Below are 20,847 nucleotides of genomic sequence, written 5' to 3' on the forward strand. Positions count from 1 at the left end.
CTTTTTTATGTTATGATGTTCACAGAGGGCCAGCCCGGCGCCCCTGCCCTGCCCGGAACCTGCAGCGCCATGAAAATCCGGGCTCCACAGAAAGGAGACCTTCCCCATGAACCCCAACCGTCTGAACCTGAACCTCTCGTTTTCCCTGGAGGGCATCCCTGTCCAGGCCGTCAATATGACCTGCGAGCGCTTCCTGCGCACCATCCCCTCCCACAGCCACGGAAGCGGCAGCTATGAGATCCATTACATCCCCACGGGATACGGAAAGCTGACGGCTGACGGCCACATTTTTGACATCGGGCCGAACACCCTCTTCGTCACCGGCCCCCATGTGGAGCATGCGCAGGCCCCCAGGCCCCAGGAGCCCATGCTGGAGTACTGCGTCTATCTGAAGATAAAGGAAAACGCCAGGCGCAAGGAAGACGCTCCCGTGATGGACAGCTTCACCGCCACCCCCTTCTGGTTCGGAGCGGACACACAGGGCGTCCACGGCCTCATGCACCAGCTTGCCGCCGAACTGGAGCGCCGCCCCATCGGTTACCTGGACCAGGCCAGGCTCCTCCTGTCCCAGCTGCTGATCTACATCGTCCGCAATTATCAGAGCGCCCGCCCGGGCCAGACTGTCCCGGCCCAGAGCAGCCTCACCGACCTGACCTCCGTCATCATAGAAGAATATTTCCTCTATGAGTACCGCAACCTGTCCCTGGAGGAGCTGGCAAAAAGGCTTGGGCGCAGTCCAAGACAGACCCAGCGGCTCCTGCTGGAATACTACGGCAAATCCTACCAGCAGAAAAAGGCGGAGGCCAAAATGTCAGCCGCCGCCCTTCTGCTCGCCGATAAGTCCAAAAACATGGCGTCCATCTCGGAAGAGCTGGGCTACTCCTCCCCGGAGCATTTCTCCGCCGCCTTCCGGGGCTATTACGGCACCACGCCCCGGGAATACCGCAAGGGGCTGTAGGAATCTATGAAAGAACGTTGACAAAATACCCCCGGAACCGTACAATGAAAACATAAAAAAGAAAGAAACGAATTTTCAAAGAGCCATGAAAAGGAGCACAGGGATGGAGACGGAAAAGAAAGTCGGCGCGGACGCCCAAAAAGGATATCTTATCGTAGAATCAGGCCCGGACAGGCCCTTCCGGATTCTGTATGCGGACCAGGCCGCCTGCGACCTGATCGGCATATCCGCGGAGGAGCTGTTAGGCACCGCCGCCCCGAAGCCGTCCCCCTCCTATCTGGACAGCGCTCCGGTAGCGCTGGACGCGGAACATACGCTGTGGATCCTCAACAGCAGGGACAGCCGCCTCCAAAGCGAGGCCGAGCTGCTGCGGATGAACCAGCAGCTGGAGGAGGCCCTGAGCGCCGCGGAGGCGGCGAACCAGGCCAAGAGCGTGTTCCTCTCCAACATGTCCCACGACATCCGCACCCCCATGAACGCCATCGCGGGCATGACCTCCATCGCCCTGTCCCACATCGACGAAAAGGCCAGGGTGCAGGACTGCCTGCGCAAGATACAGACCGCCTCCTCCCACCTCATGAGCCTGGTGAACGATGTGCTGGACATCTCCCGGATCGACAGCGGACGGATGAGCCTGAACGACGAGCTGTTCTCCCTGGCGGATCTGATCCATGACGTGGCTGTCATCGTGCGCCCCCAGGCGGCCCAGAAGGGCCATGTGCTGAAGCTGGATATCGGCCTGATCCGGGAAGAGAATCTCTGCGGCGATTCCCTGCGGCTGCGCCAGATCCTGGTCAACATCATCGGAAACGCCATCAAATACACCCCGGACCGGGGCGAAATCCTGGTCTCCATCTCCCAGTACGCTGCCCCCGACCCTGCCGGGGAGAAGGGGGAGGGGCTGTGGCTGGATTTCGTCTGCCAGGACAATGGGCTGGGCATGAGCCAGGAATTCCTCAGCCGCATCTTCCTGCCCTTTGAGCGGGCCAACAATTCCACCATGAGCAAAATCGAGGGCACAGGCCTTGGCATGTCCATCGTGAAGAGCCTGATAGACCGCATGGGCGGCCGGATAGAGGTGGAGAGCCAGGAAGGCGTGGGCAGCCGCTTCCGGGTGCAGCTCCCCCTGACTCCCATGCCCCAGTCCCGCAGCTCCTATGAAAGGCTTGCGGGAAAGACCGTGCTCATAGCCGAAGGCATGGACGGCAGGGCGGAAAAGCTGGCGGCATGCCTGGAGGGCGAGGGCATCCTTTTCACCCGGGTGAAGAGCGCCCTGGACGCCGTGGCCTGCCTGACCCAGGCCCAGAGCGAGGGCCGCATGCCCTGCGCCCTGTTCCTGGGCCAGGAGCTGGAGGATATGCCCGTGCTGAACCTGGCGTCCCATGTACGGCAGTCCGCAGGCCCGGACTTCCCCATCCTGCTCATATCCGAAGCCGACTGGGCGCAGCTGGAATACCGCGCCACCCGGGCAGGCGTCAACGCTTTCGTGCCCTGCCCCCTGTTCAAAAGCAGGCTGCTGGACACCCTGGCAAAGCTGACGGAGAGCGGCAGGGAGCACGAAGACGACTCTGTCGCCAACATTGCGGACTACAGCCGCCGTCATGTGCTGCTGGTGGAGGACAATGAGCTGAACCAGGAGATTGCCCTGGAGATGCTCTCCTGCAACGGGGTGCACGCGGAGGTGGCGGACAACGGGGCCATGGCCCTGGAAAAGTTCCAGGCCTCCCCGGAGGGCTATTATGACCTGATCTTCATGGATGTCCAGATGCCTGTCATGAACGGATACGAGGCCACCATGCATATCCGCACCCTGCCCAGGGCGGACGCGGAGAAGGTCTGGATCGTGGCGATGACCGCCAACGCTTTCGTGGAGGACATCCGCACCGCCAGGGAAGCCGGCATGAACGAGCATCTGGCCAAGCCCGTGAGCATGGAGCGGCTGCAGGAGATCCTGCACCGGCAGCTAAAGGAAACGGATGAAAATCATTCCATGGAAGAAAAGGGTTAAGCCATGCAGCCATATCAGGAAGAATATATCGCAAACTTAAAAGAGATTTCCCTGCTGTCCGTGCATAGGGGCCAGGACGCGCCGTGCTTCGAGGCTTATCTGGAGGGACAGCGCCAGCGCCGGGCCAGGATGGAGCAGGTTGTGGCGCGGAACATGAGCCTCCTGCGGGAGAATCTGTTCCCTCTGCTGGACCGCCTGTTCGAGGCGGGGGACGCGCAGCTCGTTGAGCTGGAGGAATTCGCCGCAGCCCTGTTCGACGGCCGCAGCGAGCTGGACGTGGGGCTGTTCCGCCAGATCTACCGGGCGCTGCTGAGCAGGTCCAGGCTCAGGAAGAGCCGGAATGACATGATACGCCAGCTATACTGGCTGGGAATGGGCTACAACTGCCTCTGCACCAAGCTCATGGGGCTGGAGAGCGCCGCGGACGGCTACACCTCCCGGATGCGCCTGTGCTTCATGGAGGCCGCCGCTTATCTGAAGTATTTCAACGAGATAGAGGACAGCGGGACAAAAGGGTACATCCTGCGCTCCAGGGCCAATGTGGCTCTGGGGCAGTTCAAATCCCCCAGCGAGAAGATCCAGATGGTGAAATACACCCTGAAGATCATGCAGGACAAAGAGTATCAGGAAAAGGCTCCCGAGCTACCCTGGAACCGGTTCATCTACATGACCCATCTGCAGATGGTGGCCAGCCTCTCCCGCAGCAGGGAGCGGGCCATGACCCCCCAGGACATCGCCGATGTGATGGAATCGGTCTATATCGTCTACCAGACACAGATGGCCCAGGCCCAGGAGCGGGGGGAACAGCCCCATGCCAGAATCTCCTTCTCCTATGATTCCATCAACTATTACTGCGGCCTGGATTCGCTGGACGGCCTGCTGGGCAGGATGGAGCTTCTCATGGATCGGGCGGAGGATGACGACTACTCCGCGGACGGCATCTACGCCATGATATCCCTTCCCGCGTTCTACTGCAATTTCCTGCAGGAGAATCCGGAGAAGGTCCCGGAGCGCAGGGAATATCTGGACAGCCTTTACCGGCGCGCCACCGACTATGTGGAGCGCTTTCCACAGCCCGCGGAGAACGAAACCCTGTTCTTCGCCCTGCGGCAGATGACGATCGGGTTCGTGGAAACCGGAAGCGGGCTCTCCTACGGCGACCTCCTGCAGAGGCTCCTGGTGCGCTTTCTGCCGGAAATGTATGTCCATTCCCATACCGTGGGCAGGACCGCAGCCGCTTTCTGCCGGATCGTCCTGGAGGAGGAGCCCGGCTTCTTCGACGACATGGATTTCATCCGGGAAATAACGGATTTCCGGCAAAAAGAAGGCGCTGTATCGGATTATGCCATGAAAGCCGGCCTGTTCCACGACACAGGCAAAATCAGTTTCCCCAATCTGTATTCCCTGACCGCCAGGCAATGGTTCGAGGAAGAATACGAGCTGGCCAGTCTGCACACCCAGATAGGGGAAGACCGCCTGTCCAGGCAGCCCTCCACCCGCCCCTATGCCCCCGTGGCCCTGGGTCATCACGCCTGGTATGACGGCTCCGGGGGATACCCTGATTCCTACGTCCGGCTGGAATGTCCCTGTAGGCAGATGGTGGACATCATCGGGCTCGTGGACTGGCTGGACAATGTCACCTATACCACGCATCGGTACACCGGCATGAAAAAAACCTTTCCGGAAGCCGTCCGGGAAGCCATCCGGCTGGGCGGGAAGCGGTTCTCTCCGCTTCTGACGGGACGGCTGGAGGATCCGGCGATGGAGCGGAAGCTGGCAGAGGCCCTGGAGGACAGCCGCCGGGAGGCCTACCGGCGGCTGTATGAGGCGTTTCCCGGAAGACAGGCTCCCGCCCCGCGATGAGCCCGCCCCCAGGCCCCTGCAGCCCCATCCGGCTTCAGGGCGCCAGGGCTCGCTTTTGCCTGCTTTCCACTGCCCCGCCCCCCGCATAAATCAAGGCTTTAGGACTGCGGCGTAGCTGATTTGAAAATGAGCGACTTTGGCTTTTCGTCTGATGAAGCTATGACGCTTGCAAAAGGCGCACGTTCCATGCAGGGCGGACTGTTTGAATTTAACCCTTGCGAAATGACAGACGAGGACTGCGCCGAAATTTTTGAAAAGTCTTACCGCTGATATGGCACAGCAGGGTAATCAAATCTTTTATTCTACATAAAAACCATGTTAGGTGTCGGCTATAAATTCAGCGGATAACGCCGGGGAATGATGATTGAAAGGCTGTCATTCCCCGGTATTTCACTATAATCACACACATTTAAAACCGCTCTTTTATAACCTGTTCTTATCGCCCCATTCGCACATTCCGTCTAAAATAGGAATTAAAGATTTTCCGCGCTCTGTTAAGCTATACTCTACCTTTGGCGGTATTTGTGGATATTCTTTTCTATGCACTAATTGGTCTGCTTCTAATTCTTTTAAAGTGGAGCTTAAAGTCTTATACGAAATTTCGCTGATATATTTTTTCATTTCGTTAAAACGGACGACCCCGAACTCCATTAAAGTATATAAAATCGTCATTTTATATTTGCCATTAATCAATGACAACGTATAGCTGAAGCCCGTTGTTTCAAGACATTCATTTGAAATGCAGCGTTCACTCATTTTACGCTCTCCTTTAGGTAAGTATATAACTTCGTTGTAAGTATCGCACTTATATGTGCGTACTTGATTTTATTTTAATTCTTGCTAAGATTATAATATCAAAAGCAGAGAAAGTCAATCTCGCAAAATCAGGGAATCAGGAGGACATATTTTATGAGCAAAAAAATAGTTGTAATAACGGGCAGCCCCCGGAAAAACGGGAATAGTTTTGCTATGACAGACGCTTTCATCAAGGCAGCCGAGGCAAAGGGGCACACAGTCACACGGTTTGACGCAGCATTTAAAAAAGTGGACGGCTGCCGGGCGTGTGAAACCTGTTTTTCTACTGGAAAAGCCTGTACTTTTGATGATGACTTCAACACGATTGCACCGGCCATTCTTGAAGCGGACGTTATCGTATTTACCATGCCTGTCTACTGGTATTCTATCCCGGCGCAGATTAAAGGTGTCATTGACCGCATCTTTTCTATGGTTGTAGGCGGCAAGGATATTGCAGGAAAGGAATGTGCGCTGATTACCTGTTGTGAAGAAGATGATATGTCCGTCATGGACGGCGTCCGTATTCCTATTGAGCGTATGGCGGCATTCAATAAATGGAAAATGGCAGGCGAGGTTTTAATTCCCGGGGTATTGAATCTTGGCGATATAGACAAAACCGAGGGCTGCAAAAAAGCGGCTGATTTAGCCAATGCAATTTAAGGAGGTAATTATGAGCAAAAAAATTATTATTCTCAATGGAAGTCCAAGAAAAGCCGGAAATACAGCGGCATTAACGGCAGAATTTAAGAAAGGCGCAGAGGAAGCCGGGAACACCGTGACAGAGTTTTTTCTTGACGGTATGAACATAAACGGATGTAAAGGCTGTTTTGGCGGTGGTAAAAACCCGGACAGCCCTTGCGTCCAAAAAGACGATATGGATAAAATCTACCCTGTTTACAAGGAAGCGGACATAGTTGTCCTTGCAACACCGCTTTACTACTGGACTATCAGCGGACAGTTAAAAACTGCCTTTGACCGCTTATTTGCTGTTGCGGAATGTGACCCTGATTATCGAAACCCTAAAAAGGAAAGTGTTCTCATTATGGCAGCCGAGGGCTGCGGCTTTGAAGAAACTCTTTATTGGTATGAGCATCTTGAAAAACATTTAGGTTGGAAAAGCATTGGAAAAGTGCTTTGCGGCGGTGTAATGGCTATGGGGGATATTGCCGGAAAACCCCAATTACAGGAAGCCTACAATTTAGGGAAATCAATTTAACCGTTACATTTAATAATATACTTTTGAAAATCTCTATCCCTATTCCTGCTTCGGGAATGTCATTTCCGGGATTGGAAATAATGCAGAACCAACGTCGGATACTGCAAGACGGAGAAGAAATCAGCCTTACCCGCCTTGAATACAGTACCCTTGTATTCCTTGCCTCCAATCCCGGCATTGTCCTCACACAATCACAGATATTTGAAGCCGTCTGTACTGCTGGATATACCAGGCATGATATTACCTCCTGTTGAAAAAGAACATATTGTCGTGATGCTTTCAGTATAGCATACCCTTGCGGCAAAGTCTATCCGTTTTCATCCATCTGGCCTATCCGGCCTATCCGGAACCGCCCTATCTGGAATCCCGCCTGCCCAGGGCCGCCGCGATGCTGTCGATTCCAAGCAGAATCAGGTACACGGCCACCACGTATCCCATGAAACGCATGGTCATGAAGGTGAGCAGGGGGTTGAAGAACATCAGGAATCCCAGCACCACCCCTGCGATGTTCACGGCAAGCGAAAAATAGTAGAGGAATTTCCGTCCTGCCGCCCGCATTATGTAGGCATGGGCCAGCCGGGAGATGCAGTGGGCCATGAACCAGATGGGGAACAGCAGGGACATGATCCACTTGCCCGCGCCCGGATAGAGCAGGAGCATGCAGCCGCACATCACGCTCAGGATGCCGGAAATCAGGGATGCGTAAGGCCCCAGGCCGGTGTATTTTTCCAGCCGGATGAAGATAAGGATATCCTCCACTCCCGTGATGACCGCGATGAGGCCGTAGATTGCCACGATTCCCGTCAGCAGGCTGCCGGGGCGCAGGAAGGTGAAGATGCCCAGCAATATCAGCAGCGCCCCCACGGCCAGCTCCATCCATACGAATCCGGAATATTTCTTCATTTGTCAGCACCGTCCTTTCCCCGAAGAGCTGCACCGGCATTTGCGCGGGCGCCTTTTCTGTCAGACGCGTCCGCCCCATCCGCTCCGCGGCCAGGTTCGCCGCTGCCTGGATGCTCCGGTGTTCCGTTTCCTCTCCGTCCCAGGATGTCCATGAACTCCTCCCCGGTGATGGTCTCCTTCTCATAGAGGAACCCGGCCAGTTCGTCCAATTTTGTACGGTTTTCCGTCAATATCTTCCTGGCCTTCTCATGCTGCCCCTTCACCAGCTCCACCACCTGCCTGTCGATGTCCTTCTGGGTGTCCGCGGAGCAGGTCAGGGACGTGTCCCCGCCCAGGTACTGGTTGGTGACAGTCTCCATGGCCACCATGTCGAACTTCTCGCTCATGCCGTAGCGGGTGATCATGGCCCGGGCCAGCCTGGTGGCCTGCTCGATGTCGTTGGAGGCCCCGGTGGTAATCTCCCCGAAGACAATCTCCTCCGCGGCGCGGCCTCCGGTGAAGGTGGCGATCTTGTTCTCTATCTCCTGCCTGGTCATGAGCACCTTGTCGCCTGCCTCCACCTGCATGGTGTAGCCCAGGGCGCCGGAGGTGCGGGGGATGATGGTGATCTTCTGCACCGGGGCGGAGTGGCTCTGCATGGCCGCCACCAGGGCGTGGCCGATTTCGTGGTAGGCCACCACCTTTTTCTCCCCGTCCGAGAGGATGGCGTTCTTTTTCTGGTAGCCGGCGATGACCACCTCTATGCTCTCCTCCAGATCCGCCTGGCAGACCACGGTACGGCCGCTCCGCACGGCCCGGAGGGCGGCTTCGTTGACGATGTTGGCCAGCTCCGCCCCGGAGGTGCCGGAGGCCATGCGGGCGATGGTGCGGAAGTCCACGTCGTCGGCCAGCTTGATCTTCCTGGCATGGACTTTCAGGATGGCCTCCCGGCCCGCCAGGTCAGGGAGCTCCACGGGCACCCGCCTGTCGAAGCGGCCGGGCCTGGTGAGGGCGGGGTCCAGGGATTCGGGGCGGTTGGTGGCCGCCAGGATGATGACGCCGTTGTTGCCCTCGAAGCCGTCCATCTCCGTGAGGAGCTGGTTCAGGGTCTGCTCCCGCTCATCGTTGCCGCCCACCTGGCCGTCCCGCTTCTTGCCGATGGCGTCAATCTCGTCGATGAAGACGATGCAGGGGGCCTTCTCCTTGGCCTGTTTGAAGAGGTCGCGGACCTTGGAAGCTCCCATGCCCACGAACATTTCCACGAATTCGGAGCCGGACATGGAGAAGAAGGGGACGCCGGCCTCCCCGGCCACGGCCTTGGCCAGCATGGTCTTGCCGGTGCCGGGAGGGCCCACCAGCAGCAGGCCCTTTGGCATGGAGGCGCCTACATCCGTGTATTTCTGGGGATTGTGGAGGTAGTCCACGATTTCCGCCAGGCTCTCCTTGGCCTCGTCCTCCCCGGCCACGTCGTCGAAGTGGATGCCCTCGGTGGACTGGACGTAGACCTTGGCATTGCTCTTGCCCATGCCGAACATCATGGCGTTGGGCCCGCCGGCCTTCTCCGTCAGCTTCCGGCTCAGGTACTGGCCTAACAGGATGAAGATCAGCATGGGCAGCACGGCGGAGAGGAAGATGCTAAGCAGCGGCGAGGTGGGCCGCTCGATGTCCTTGGCGAAGACGGCCCCGGCATCGTAGAGCCTCTGGGTCAGGTCGGGGTCGTACATGATGCCCGTGCTGTAGACCTGGGTGTTCTCCTTGTCCGTGAAGATGATTTCCGTACTGTCCATCTGGACTCTGCCGATGGCATTTTCCTCCGTCATCTTCATGAAGGTGCCGTAGTCCACCTCCATGATCTGCCCCTGCATGAGCAGAGGGGATACCAGCATGTTGAAGAGGAAGATGACGAGAAGCGCGATTCCATAGTAATAAATCAACGGTTTTTTGGGTGACTTTACTTCTTTCATAGGGGACTCCTTTCGTATATTCAACCTTATGTGTTTCTTGCAGAAAGCATTTTCCGGAAACAGTGTGCTGGAAACTTCCGGTTCAAGTTCTGGAATCCATTATAACGCTTCACGGGTTCTGGAGCTTTCACTGCCTATACGCAGTCAGTTTACTTCAGGAACGTAAACAGCATGATCACGATTCCCAATACCACCAGAATGATTCCCGTGGCCCGGTTCAATGTCTTGGGCGCGGCCTTGTTGGCGAAGACGGCGGCAATCCGGGCCCAGAGGAAGGTGAACAGGACGCACAGCCCCCAGATCCGCCAGTCCGGCAGGCTGCCGATGGCAAAGTGGGACACGGCCCCGGTGAGGGCGGTGAAGGTCATGATGAACACGCTGGTTCCCACGGCCGTCTTCAGCTCATAGCCCAGCACTGAGGTGAGTATCAGGAGCATCATCATGCCGCCTCCCGCGCCTATGAAGCCGCAGATGAAGCCGATCACCACGCCGCATACCAGGGACTGGACTGTGCGCTTTTTCGCGGATACGCCCCCCATGGACTCCTTCGTGGTCATCACAGGCTTCACGATGAACTTGATGCCCAGGAGGAACGTCATGAACACGGAGAAGGTGCCCATGGTGGCGGGCTTCACCAGGCTGGCCACGTAGCTGCCCACCACGGTGAAGGCCAGGACGCTGGCCATCATGATCAGGCCGTTTTTGATGTCCAGGTTCTTATTCTTCCCATAGGTATAGGCGGATACTGCGCTGGCCAGCACGTCCGAGGACAGTGCGATGCCCACCGCCATGTAGGGATCCATGTCCAGGAAGGTGATGAGCATGGGGCTGATCACCGCCGCGGCGCTCATTCCCGCGAAGCCTGTGCCCAGCCCGGCCCCCATGCCGGCAAAAAAGGTGACTGCAAGTATCAATACCCATTCCATATCATTCGCTTCCTTTCAATATTTGATTCAGATTGTGCTCCACAATCTCCATCACCCGGTGGAAGGTCTCCCGGGAGGCGGCGTCCACATCCAGGAAAACCGCTTCGTAAAAGCCGTTCTGGAGCTCCCGCCCTTTTTGAATCGCGGGCCGGGCCTTTTCGGTACACACCAGGACTGTCTTGCGCCTGTCCCCGGGGAACTCCCGCCTGTCCAGGTATCCCTCCTGCACCAGGCGCTCTACGTTCACGGACACCAGGTTCGCCTTCAGCCCCCGCAGCTCCACGATGTCCTTGGCCGTGTTGTAATCCGGATTGTTGGCCAGAAACATCAGGATGTCGAAAGCGGTCTGTGGCATGCGCAGCTCCCGGCACAGGGACCTGCACTGGATGCAGTAGGCCTGGAAGAAATTGTGGGCGAATTCTATGCTGACTTTTTTCCGCATGGGCACCTCCTTATTGGACTCTTCATTTTTGGATAGTTCAATTTTGAAGCATTTTAGCATATGGGGGCGGAGGTGTCAATGATTGGTGGGATTAAGAAAGTGGGAAATGTCTGAAAATTTTATGAATAGGCAGTTGTGTCATATGTATTTACCACACCGCCCAGGGGGAGCAGGAACGCCCCCCGCAGGGAGGATGCATGGCTTACCCGGCTCTGCAGGCCTGCTCAGACGCACCTCTCCGTCATGATGGACAGTATGGTCTGGTCTGTCTCCCGCATGCCCTGGCTGGCCAGGATGCCCACGTTGGCGATGGTGTTGTCCACCCCCTTGGTGACGATGCCGTCCCCGCTCTTGAACTCCTGGTGGTTCTTATACATGTGGTAGCCCAGGATTCCCGCGTCCACGCTGGCGGCAATCTTGGCGGCGCAGGAGGGCTTGGCCCCGTCGCAGATGGTTCCGCTGATGATGGCCACGGCATTGACGATGGTATGGGCGATGGCCTCGTAGCTGCCGTCCAGCAGATAGGCGATTCCCGCCCCGGCCCCCACCCCGGCGCTGACCGCGCCGCAGTAGGCGGAGAGGCGGCCGATGCCGCTTTTCTGGTGGATGGTCACCAGGTCGCTGACCAGCAGGGCCCGGTAGAGCTTCTCCCGGTCTGCCCCCAGGTGCATGGCGTAGCGCACCACAGGCACCGAGGCCGTGATGCCCTGGTTGCCGGAGCCGGACAGGATCACCACCGGCAGCTCGCATCCGCTCATCCGGGCATCGCTCCCGGCGGCGGCCCAGGCCTTAGCCTCCGTCTTGATGTCATCGGAATAGTCCGTCAGCAGCACGGAGCCGATGTTGGCCCCCCAACTGTTCTTCAGCCCCTCTCTTGCGATGGCAGTGTTGCAATCCACCTGCTGGCCCAGCAGAGGCGTTACCTCCTCCAGGTCTACCGTATCGGCGAACTCCAGGATATCCGCCACGTTCAGCGCGCTCTTGTCCGTCAGGTTGTCCTCGGCGGAATCGGTGAGAGGCCGCTGGAACAGGATTTCCCCGTCCTTTTCCTCCCGGACGATGTTGCTGTGGCTGTTGGCGATGTGTACCAGAGCGGTATGCTCCCCGGCCCGGCCCGTGAGCCGGATGTCCAGCAGCCTGGAGGTGCGGGCACAGACAATCTCCATGGAAGCGTTTTGGGCATAGGCGGCAATCTCTCCCTGTTTCTCTGCGGGAACCCTGGCAATGCACTGGAGGACTTTTGACGCGTCCCCGGCCACCACGCCGGCGGCAATGGCGGCGGGGATGCCCTTCCTGCCTCCGGTGTTGGGCACCACCACGCTTTTGACATTCTTGATGATATTGCCGGAGATTTCGGCCCGGATCCCCTCCGGCACCGCCCCCAGGATGTCCCGCAGCCTTGCGGCGGCGTAAGCCAGGGCGATGGGCTCCGTGCAGCCCGTGGCGGGCACCAGCTCCTCGCGCAAGATGGATATGTAGTCATTTATGGTTTCCGTGGTCAATTTCTGTTCCTCCTTTGTCTCTCCTCTGTGTTTTAAGTCGATTGCCGCCTTCTGCCTACCAATACACCGGTGCATGCCTTCCCGCGTAATCAGTGCTTGATGTCCGCATCAGGACAAGGCAGGGGAAGGAGGCGATGCAGAGGCATCGTCCACTGACGACAACGCAGTGCAGGGGTGGACAGCCCAGACCGATCGCTCAAGGATTCATGCACTGGGGTACTGGGGCTTTCCCGCCCCCTGCCGGTACGACCGTTTCCATTATCGCTGCAAGACGATATACCTGTACTTTTTTCGGGACACGCTGTCCCAGCCACGGTTCAGCCATGGTTCAGCCGCGCCTCGATTCCCCTCTGTGCGTCAAATGGATACCGATATGCCCGATGCCCAGGATGACCACAGCGGCCATCAGCGCGGGATTCCTCCCATACACCGCAAGCAGGAAGAATGCCGCCACAGGCAGCGTGGCCCCGGCCACGGGCACGCCCAGGAAGCTGCTGTAGAAATCCTCCATGGTCTTTTCACTGCGGAAGTACCGCAGCCAGTAGAGCTCATAGCATACCATCAGCAGGAACGAAAACACCAGCCACCAGCTCCAGGCGGACCAATGTCTTATGTTGAAATCTGAAAAAATCAGGGCCAGGCAGCTCACCAGGATCTCCCCTGCCCGCTCCAGGGCCACCAGTATCCCGTTCTCGTTGCCCGCATATTTTTCATAGTCCTTCGGCCGGTTCCTTGTCCACAGGATGTTGGGCAGCGTCAGCATGATCAGGTAAATAAGTCCCACATAGGAAAATCCGAAGCGCATTCCTATACCTCCACTATAAGCAGCCCTTCCCGCCCCACAGGAAGCTGCGCCTGCACCGCGCCGTCCCGGAAGAAAAAGGCCCCGCCATAGGCATCGCCCTCCGCCATGCAGTTGACCATCAGCACCTTTCCGCAGCACTTTGCCGCCTGTTCTGCGTATTCCTGTCGGATGCCGCCCTCCCATTCCTCCGGAGGATAGCTTATGTAGACCGGCCACAGCAGCACGTCCTCCTCCGCCCGGAACCGTTCCGGGTAATCCCATAAATCACCGCACAGCCCAATCAGGAATTTCCGGCCGCCATAGGCAAAGGACAGCGTGCAGTCCCCTTCCCGGTAATGGCCGTCCGTCCGCCTGTATTCCTTCCATCCTTTGGAAATCCTCCGGTAAAGATGCTTTATCCTGCCCTCCCCCACCAAAGCCGCCGAGGAATATATGGCCTCTCCTGCCAGCTCCGCGAAGCCGAAGAGGATGTCTGTCTGCAATTCGGCGGACAGGGCGCAGATGTCCCGGAAAATTTCCGAATCCGTGCCGACCGCCATGTGCCTGTCCGTCTCAAAGTCCCATTGGAAGCAGTTGAATCCCTGCAGGAACGTCTCGCCGAAGCAGACCAGCCCGGCTCCCGCTGCCTTCGCCTCCCTTGCGTAGCGCTCTATCTGTTTCCTGTTATAAGGCATATCCCTGTCAATCAGCCTCGCTGATGCCAGTGCTATCTTCATTCTTTCCCCCCTTTTCCGCGCTCAGCTCAGTTCAAACAGCTTCGCCCCATGGGCAGGCACCTGGGCTGTGAGCATGCCCTGCGCCACGCTTCTCCTCTCGCCGCTCCACAGCTCCAGCGCCTCCTGCACCTGAGCCCTTCCGGCCCTGGCGAACTGCTCCACCCGGGCGCAGCAGCAGGAAATCACCGCCTCCCCCTCCCCCAGGTTGAAGAACGCCAGATACCGCTCCCCTGTCTCCTCATTCATGCAGCTCCATATGGCGCGACTTTCGTCCCGCTCCATCTGCTTTCCTGCGTAAGCATTGCCCGTGAGCTTCAGGATATCCTTCCTGGTCAGGAGCCACTTCGTCCACTCGTCCAGCTTCGTCAGCTCCGCGCCCACCATCAGGGGAGAGCCGAAGACGCACCAGAGGGTCAGCATGGTCTTCTGCTCCTCCTTGGTGAAATTGGTATTCCACTCCCCTCTGCCGAAGCCTCCGCCAAGCTTGCCTAAGGGCAGCATGTCGCAGTCAGGATAGCAGCCCTCCGCCACATGGTCCTGCCAGAGCTCGCAGCGGTAGAACATGTTCGCCAGAAGCTCCCACTTGTCCCAGAAATCGTCCGTGATGCGCCACATATTGGCATATCTTCCGTACTGCCAGGCCCTGTCGATATGGGCTGGTCCCGGGGAGAGGCTGAGCACGATGTCCCGGCCGGATTTCTCGATGGCCTCATGGAGCATTTTGGTCTCGTGCCAGCCGCTGAAGCTGTCGTTTCTGTACATCCAGCTATCGCAGATATCATCGCATTTGATGAAGTCCACGCCCCAGTCCGCGTACATCCCAATCAGGCCGTCATAATAAGCCCGTCCCGCTGCATTGTCCCGCACCCCGTACATGTCCGGGTTCCAGCCGCAGACAGAGGCCGGGTCTGCGGCATCCGCCGCCGTGTACGAGCAGCCCGCTATGGGCAGGTGCTGATGGGCCGCAAGCCTGGGGATGCCCCGCATGATGTGGATGCCGAACTTCAGGCCCAGGCTGTGGACATAATCCGCCAATGGGCCGAACCCCCTGCCCTCTGCCGCCGAGGGGAAACGGTTCACCGCAGGCTGATATCTGCCGTATCCGTCCATCTCCATGTCCCCGAAGGGGATGTACTGGAATTCGCTCCTCCGGCTCCCGGCATCCTTCGCGTACCACTGGATGTCCACCACCACGTACTCCCAACCGCAGTCCTTTAAGTTCGCCGCCATATAGTCCGCATTGGCTTTCACCTGCTCCTCGGTGACAGTGGTGTCATAATAATCGTAGCTGTTCCACCCCATGGGGGCCTTTTTCATTGTCATTTTCATTGTGCTCGTCCCGCTTTCTTTTTTATACGCAAAAATCTCTGCTTCCCCCGGCAGCCTCTTCCTCATTCACACTGCCCGCACCGTGAACCGGGCCGAGAGGTCTCCGGCCTTTCCCGTGCCGGGCACCTCCCACTGAATCAGCCACACCTCCCTATGGTGTCCGCCGTGGTCGCTGAAATCCTGGCGGATACAGTCCGCCTTTACCTCAGGGCCTTCTATGGTCACCACGCAGCCGCTGTGCGGCCCCTGTATCCGCAGGGTATTGCCCTGAATCTCCGGCTTCCAGCAGGTTACCAGGTTCTCCCGGATGGAACGCAATTGCTCTGTCACTTGGAAGCGGTCCTCTACCCGCAGGGTTCCCTCGGCCTCATCCCAGTCCAGCCTACGGGTCAGGGATTTCAATTCCGGATTGGCATACGCCCCAGCGAAGCTGACGAGGGTGCTGTCAGGACCCTGGGCGTCGAAACGCCCACAGCCGTATTCTTCTCCCGCCAGCTGCTCCCTGCCGTCAATGAGGGGGACATTGTGGCCCAGCGACCTGCAGCAGAGATGCTCGTACCGTTTCTCCGAAAAATATTCTCTGGTATATTCTCCGCAGCCCAAATCCGTCAGCAGGAAATCCTCTCCGTTTATATAGAAGAAACTGCCCACATCATTGTGGTTGTGGGGCTCTCCGTTGTGCCCGCCCTTTGCCGCCATGCCGGCTCCGTTCGCGCTCCGGCAGATGATCCACTGGGCATCCGGCAGCACGGTTTTGCCTGCGGCGGCTTCCTTTCCGTCTGCTTTTTTCCCTGCATTCTCCTCCCCGCCTGCTTCCCTTTCGGCATTTCCCTTTCCAGCATCCGCCTCTTCCTCAGCCCGGACTCCCTGGCCTCCCAGGAAATCGATATACTCCTTTGTCCAGGTCAGGTTGCGGTACAGCCCCATCCAGCGGTAGCAGTTGTCTCCGTCAAGGCCGGCGGCCCGTTCCATGGGCGGGATTTGGGCCTCGGGATATTTCATGGCCAGATAGCAGGTGAGGCCCACGCGGAATCTCTCATCGGCAGACCCGTCCGCGAAGCTTACCGTCCTGCCGCTGGGGAAATAACACTTTGCCTGGAACGCCGCTATCCTGGCCAGCTTCTCACTGCGGAACAGATCCCGTCTTCCTTTCGTAAATTCATACAGCTGTCCGGCGAATCCGGCAAAATAGGTCATACCATAGGTAAAGTAGCCCAGGCCCTCCAGGCAGGCGCCGTCCTCCGCAAAGCTTTTCAGATAGTATGTTTCCAGGGCATGGCAGATTCTCTCCAGAATGGCTGTCAGCTCTTCCGGCCTGTCTTTGAGCATGTACATGGCAGCGCTTCCCACGCTGCCGCCGCAGACGGCGCACCAGTTGCTGGCGCCGTATTCCCAATGGGAGTAGGGCGGCCTTGAGGCGGAGAAGGGCGCCAGCACCCGGCGCATGACCTCCTGCTCCACGGTCCTCACTGTCTCCTGGGAAAGGCGGCCGCCCAGCAGGGAGGCGATCTCCGCCAGGGTCTGGGCCGTTTCCGCCGCGAACAAGTCTACGTATGTACGCCAGTTTTCATCCGTCATACGGTTTACATGGGCCGGAAGCGCCCAGCATTCTTCCGCGCAGATTCCCTCCAGGATATCCTCCAGCTTCTGGATATCCCTCTCCTCCCCGTCCAGGATTGCCTTCAGGCCAAAGACGGCCAGGAATTTCCTTCTCTCAAAATATACGTCCTCATAAATCAGGCGGTTTCCTGTATTCTCATAAATCGCGAATAAATCCTCCGTAGGCTCGGGCATCTCCTCTGCCCGCAGCTTCTCAGCCTCCTGGCGGATGCTCTCGCAATAGTCCTCATAGTAACGCTCTAGTTCCCGCAGCATGTCAGCCTCCTTTGGTGTATGGGTTCGGTTGTCTACCGCTTTCATTATACAACGCTTTTGGGGGAAAATGGAGATTTTTTTGTTTTCTTTTTGATATATTTTAGGGTGGCAACAAAAAAGGCATGCATCCTGCAAAATATGCTCAGCAGTTACATGCCTGTGTCATATGTGGGAAGTTTGTGGTATCGTCGGTAGCCCCTGGCCTGTATCGAGAAGCGGAATTCCACTAGGCCTACGCCATCGCCGCCGTCATGATGCAATAGGCCAGGATGCACCAGGGCTTTCCCAGCAGGATGATTGCCACGAATTTCCGCGCGCTCATCTTCGTCAGTCCGGTAAAGTAGCAGAAATAATCGTCAGGGAACAAGGGCAATACCATCCCAAGAAACAGCACCACGGTATAGAACCTGCTCCCGGCGGCCCATGTGGCCCATTTCTCGTACTTCTCACCGGGGAACATCCGGCTCACCAAAACACTGCCGTACTTCCTGGCCAGCCAGAAGGCGATGATGGAGCCTGCGGAAATGCCGATGTAATTGCACCAAAAGCCCCCGGCGGCACCGAACATCATAGTTCCCACCACACAGCCGAAGAGCCCGGGCAGCACCGGCAGTATCACCTGGGCTGCCTGCACCGCCACCAGGAAGAGCGGCGCGGCCAGGCCGAATCCCGCCACGTACTTCTGGAAGGTCTCCACAGAGTCGAACCGGCCGTCCAGCCAGGCTTTCGCCAGGATTACCACAAAGGCACCGCACAGCGCAGCCAGGCCTATGGTCATGAGCTTTTTGTTCTTTTCTATCTGTCTGTCGATTGTCTGTTGTCTGTATACTGTTTCCATACATCCTCCCCGTTATTTCGGTTTTTTCTTTCTGCCGTCTCCCTGCCATCAGGAGCTTCGGCCATCTCATCTGTTCTTTGTTTAGTATAGCTTCCGTTTCTTAAATACATGCCCCTATAATTCTAAACAAATCTGAAAGAAATCCGAAATATTTGTTTTGGTGGAGAATGTCTGTCTGTTCAGCCTGTCAGCCGTTTTCCACGCCAGTCCTGCATCCCCGGATACTCACTTCCCGATCCGCAGCACCGCGAAGGAGAGCGGCGGCAGCACGATGCCCTCTCCCGGCCGGAAGGTCTTCCTATAGGTGACAACCCTCTCCGGGCTCTCCAATGTATTATAGGCATCCCGCTCCGGGCCGGTGAGGATTTCGGCCTGAATCCGGGGACTCTCCCTCCAGCCCTCGGGCAGGGTGAGCGTCAGATTCCGCTCCGTTTCCCCGGCATTGACCACCTTCAGGATGATATCGCCGCTTCCCTCACAGAGGCTGGCGGTATGATACAGGCCATCCGCGTCGGCTGTCTTCTCCCCGCCCCGGGTATCCAGCACCGCATCCCCCATGTTGCAGGCGTACATTTTCTGCACATAGTAGCTGGGGGTACCGTAGCAGGCGGCTCCATCGAACCAGATCATGTCCGGCGACCACTGGGTGTAGCCCATCCTGGCGAAGAGGGGCGCGTAGGAAGCCAGCACCACCACGTCCGCGTTGCGCTCCACGCCTGTCAGGAACGCCGCCTCCGCCAGGGCGCCGTCCAGGGTATTGGCCTGGGGCATGTTGAACCCGTTCCTGGGATGGGCCGCGTACTCTCCGGAGAACACCTTCACCTTTCTATCATAATCATCGTAAAAGTCCACATGCTCGTACAGCCATTTGGGCTTCACATAATAATGCTCGTCCACGGCGTACACGAAATCAGCCTGCTCCTCATGGGCGTGGTAGAACGCCCAGGCTTTCGTATACCGGTCTGATGTCACGTCCGGCCCGGCGGAGCCGATGAGCTTGATTTCCGGGGCTTTCTCGTGAATGGCTTTCTCGAAGATCTCGTAGCGTTCAAAGAAATCCGCTTCTTCCGTCTGCCACTGCTCGTTGCCGATGCCCAGCATGCTCAGTCCGAAAGGCTCTCTGTGCCCCATTTCTGCCCGGACGGCGCCCCAGGGCGTATCCGTGTCCCCATTGGCAAATTCAATCAGGTCCAGCGCGTCCTGCACAAATTCCTGAAAGGCCGCCGTATCCCGCCCCACCATTTCTTTTGACTGATATTGGCACGCAAAGCCCACGTTCATTACCGGCAGCGGCTTCGCCCCAATCAGCTCACAGAGCAGGAAATATTCGTAATATCCCAGCCCCAGAGTCTGGTTGTAATGGCTGTAAGCGCCCTCGTAGTCGTTTTCTTTCTTGGTCTCATGGACGGCCCAGCGGTTCCAGTTGTTCCGCCTGGCCCACACAGGCTTCAAGCTGTCCTTGTAGCGATAGCGGTTGGCCAGGGTATTGCCCTCCACTATGCAGCCGCCGGGGAAGCGCAGGAAGCCCGGGTGGAGATTTTTAAGCATGTCGAACAGATCCCGCCGGAAGATTCCCGCCACGGCGTCACAGGGCATCAGGGACACGAAATCCAGCTCCACGATGCCGGCTTCCGACAGGCACAGCACGAAATCCCCCCGCTCCACGTCCGCCTCTGCCCGAAGCGAAAGCTCATATTTCCGGAAGCGGTTGTAGGTCTCCTCTCGGCCCGCCCCGGCGGATATCTTTCCCTGGGCGCAGCGCACCCCGTCCTTTTCCACGAAGAGCTCAAATGCCCCCTGGAACTTTACGCACCGGGCCCAGAATACAGATTTGTAGTCCATTCCTTTTTTCAGGTAGATGCCGTCATAGGCTTTATTTCGGACGCCCGCCCCGGCTTGGGCGGTCTCCAGCCTCATGTAGTGGGGGTTCTCCTCACTGTGGGGGCTGCCTGTGACGAAGCGGCACCTCACCCCGTTTGCGGTGTCCGCCGGATAGGGGCCCCAGGCATAGCCGCCGTCGTACTCCACATGATAGTCGCAGGCGTCCCCTGTGGCCTTCACGAACTCAAAGGAACGGTTCTCCAGCATCTCCGCATACAGCCCGCCGTCCGCGGCGTAATTGATGTCCTCGAAGAACAGCCCTATCATGCCCTCCTGTATCCTTGCCTTTTTCTCTGATCCGATTGTTATCTCCATGCTTGCTGTCTTTCCTTTCCTGTGTTTTTTGGGCTGCACACAGGCTGCGCGCTCCGCAGATGGCAGAGGGCCAGCCTGTAGGCAAAACCGGATTTCCTTACTGGGCATATATTTCTAAAAATGATGTAATCTTCCCATATGTCTTACTCCTCATCTAATAGACTCCGTCATCCCGGGAATGGAGTCCAGAAATAATGTCTCCTGTATTGCATTCCAGTCTTCCTCTGACAGAAGAACCGCGTTCCCCTTTTTCCCAACTATCAGCATCGGCTCATTGTACTGATTTACGTTTTCTATCAGATGGTAAAAATCCTTTCTTGCATCTGGCTCCTTAAGCATCAGTTTGCCCACAAAATTAAATCCCATGGACATTTAGCAGTAGAATGACGAGATTTTACATGTCTAATTCATTATGGCGTACGCAAACACGTACGTCAAGCCCCAATACAACACATTCCACTAAAATTCCTTCCTCCAGGTTACAATTCACGGCCTAGCCGATAAAGAAAAAACCTCACAGATATTGACTGTG

General features: G+C 57.4%; 20 protein-coding genes. 7 read left to right on the forward strand and 13 right to left on the reverse strand.

Going from position 1 to position 20,847, the window contains the following annotated elements; genetic code table 11:
- Positions 1–106: 106 nt before the first annotated feature.
- From Q2B33_RS15975 to Q2B33_RS15990, 4 genes are all read left to right on the forward strand, one after another.
- Positions 107–958, forward strand: coding sequence for an AraC family transcriptional regulator (locus tag Q2B33_RS15975; RefSeq protein ID WP_300570333.1), 852 nt, complete (start codon positions 107–109; stop codon positions 956–958).
- A gap of 85 nt (positions 959–1,043) precedes the next feature.
- Positions 1,044–2,966, forward strand: a complete 1,923-nt coding sequence (locus tag Q2B33_RS15980; protein WP_300815285.1) for a hybrid sensor histidine kinase/response regulator — start codon at positions 1,044–1,046, stop codon at positions 2,964–2,966.
- Positions 2,967–2,969: 3 nt separating this feature from the next.
- Positions 2,970–4,829 (forward strand): HD-GYP domain-containing protein, encoded by a 1,860-nt coding sequence (locus Q2B33_RS15985; RefSeq protein WP_300570327.1) that lies wholly within the window; start codon positions 2,970–2,972, stop codon positions 4,827–4,829.
- 126 nt (positions 4,830–4,955) lie between these two features.
- On the forward strand, positions 4,956–5,099 hold the full coding sequence (locus tag Q2B33_RS15990; protein WP_300769512.1) for a hypothetical protein: 144 nt from the start codon (positions 4,956–4,958) through the stop codon (positions 5,097–5,099).
- A gap of 153 nt (positions 5,100–5,252) precedes the next feature.
- On the opposite strand, the gene Q2B33_RS15995 is transcribed toward Q2B33_RS15990, so the two are convergent.
- Positions 5,253–5,585 carry a helix-turn-helix domain-containing protein gene (locus tag Q2B33_RS15995; RefSeq protein ID WP_172540896.1) on the reverse strand — a complete coding sequence of 111 codons (333 nt, stop codon included), beginning with the start codon at positions 5,583–5,585 and terminating at the stop codon, positions 5,253–5,255.
- A gap of 153 nt (positions 5,586–5,738) precedes the next feature.
- Between Q2B33_RS15995 and Q2B33_RS16000 the strand changes: the two genes are divergently transcribed.
- The 3 genes from Q2B33_RS16000 to Q2B33_RS24560 all read left to right on the forward strand — a co-directional run bounded on the left by Q2B33_RS16000 (position 5,739) and on the right by Q2B33_RS24560 (position 7,094).
- Positions 5,739–6,284: a flavodoxin family protein gene (locus tag Q2B33_RS16000; protein ID WP_300570324.1), complete on the forward strand. Its 546-nt coding sequence runs from the start codon at positions 5,739–5,741 to the stop codon at positions 6,282–6,284.
- Between the two features lie 10 nt (positions 6,285–6,294).
- Positions 6,295–6,840, forward strand: coding sequence for a flavodoxin family protein (locus tag Q2B33_RS16005; protein ID WP_296456182.1), 546 nt, complete (start codon positions 6,295–6,297; stop codon positions 6,838–6,840).
- An 80-nt stretch (positions 6,841–6,920) separates the two neighbouring features.
- Positions 6,921–7,094: a winged helix-turn-helix domain-containing protein gene (locus Q2B33_RS24560; protein WP_334305414.1), complete on the forward strand. Its 174-nt coding sequence runs from the start codon at positions 6,921–6,923 to the stop codon at positions 7,092–7,094.
- A 100-nt stretch (positions 7,095–7,194) separates the two neighbouring features.
- Here the strand turns inward: Q2B33_RS24560 and Q2B33_RS16015 are convergent, their stop codons facing one another.
- From Q2B33_RS16015 to Q2B33_RS16070, 12 genes are all read right to left on the reverse strand, one after another.
- Positions 7,195–7,743 (reverse strand): HdeD family acid-resistance protein, encoded by a 549-nt coding sequence (locus Q2B33_RS16015; protein WP_300570319.1) that lies wholly within the window; start codon positions 7,741–7,743, stop codon positions 7,195–7,197.
- Positions 7,740–9,686: an ATP-dependent zinc metalloprotease FtsH gene (ftsH, locus tag Q2B33_RS16020; protein ID WP_300570316.1), complete on the reverse strand. Its 1,947-nt coding sequence runs from the start codon at positions 9,684–9,686 to the stop codon at positions 7,740–7,742. The genes Q2B33_RS16015 and ftsH overlap by 4 nt, the downstream gene beginning before the upstream one ends.
- 149 nt (positions 9,687–9,835) lie before the next feature.
- Complete coding sequence (locus tag Q2B33_RS16025; protein ID WP_300570313.1) at positions 9,836–10,612, reverse strand: sulfite exporter TauE/SafE family protein; 777 nt, start codon at positions 10,610–10,612, stop codon at positions 9,836–9,838.
- Position 10,613: 1 nt separating this feature from the next.
- A complete protein-coding gene (locus tag Q2B33_RS16030; protein ID WP_300570311.1) occupies positions 10,614–11,054 on the reverse strand; it encodes a MarR family winged helix-turn-helix transcriptional regulator in 441 nt (146 codons plus the stop codon).
- A 224-nt stretch (positions 11,055–11,278) separates the two neighbouring features.
- On the reverse strand, positions 11,279–12,631 hold the full coding sequence (locus Q2B33_RS16035) for a serine dehydratase subunit alpha family protein (RefSeq protein ID WP_300812819.1): 1,353 nt from the start codon (positions 12,629–12,631) through the stop codon (positions 11,279–11,281).
- A gap of 253 nt (positions 12,632–12,884) precedes the next feature.
- Positions 12,885–13,361 carry a hypothetical protein gene (locus Q2B33_RS16040; protein WP_300570306.1) on the reverse strand — a complete coding sequence of 159 codons (477 nt, stop codon included), beginning with the start codon at positions 13,359–13,361 and terminating at the stop codon, positions 12,885–12,887.
- Positions 13,362–13,363: 2 nt separating this feature from the next.
- Positions 13,364–14,077 carry a carbon-nitrogen hydrolase family protein gene (locus tag Q2B33_RS16045; RefSeq protein WP_300570303.1) on the reverse strand — a complete coding sequence of 238 codons (714 nt, stop codon included), beginning with the start codon at positions 14,075–14,077 and terminating at the stop codon, positions 13,364–13,366.
- A 21-nt stretch (positions 14,078–14,098) separates the two neighbouring features.
- On the reverse strand, positions 14,099–15,406 hold the full coding sequence (locus tag Q2B33_RS16050) for a glycoside hydrolase family 27 protein (RefSeq protein WP_300570300.1): 1,308 nt from the start codon (positions 15,404–15,406) through the stop codon (positions 14,099–14,101).
- Positions 15,407–15,472: 66 nt separating this feature from the next.
- A complete protein-coding gene (locus Q2B33_RS16055) occupies positions 15,473–17,281 on the reverse strand; it encodes a heparinase II/III family protein (RefSeq protein WP_300570297.1) in 1,809 nt (602 codons plus the stop codon).
- Between the two features lie 232 nt (positions 17,282–17,513).
- A complete protein-coding gene (locus Q2B33_RS16060) occupies positions 17,514–18,119 on the reverse strand; it encodes a TVP38/TMEM64 family protein (RefSeq protein ID WP_300570294.1) in 606 nt (201 codons plus the stop codon).
- 225 nt (positions 18,120–18,344) lie between these two features.
- Positions 18,345–20,315 (reverse strand): alpha-L-arabinofuranosidase C-terminal domain-containing protein, encoded by a 1,971-nt coding sequence (locus tag Q2B33_RS16065; RefSeq protein ID WP_300570291.1) that lies wholly within the window; start codon positions 20,313–20,315, stop codon positions 18,345–18,347.
- 150 nt (positions 20,316–20,465) lie between these two features.
- The gene (locus Q2B33_RS16070) at positions 20,466–20,654 is read right to left on the reverse strand and encodes a type II toxin-antitoxin system Phd/YefM family antitoxin (RefSeq protein WP_369124252.1); all 189 of its coding nucleotides are present in this window, start codon (positions 20,652–20,654) and stop codon (positions 20,466–20,468) included.
- Between the last annotated feature and the right edge of the window lie 193 nt (positions 20,655–20,847).

The organism is uncultured Acetatifactor sp. (genome assembly GCF_948601915.1).
In the GTDB taxonomy this organism is placed as follows: Bacteria; Bacillota; Clostridia; order Lachnospirales; family Lachnospiraceae; genus Acetatifactor.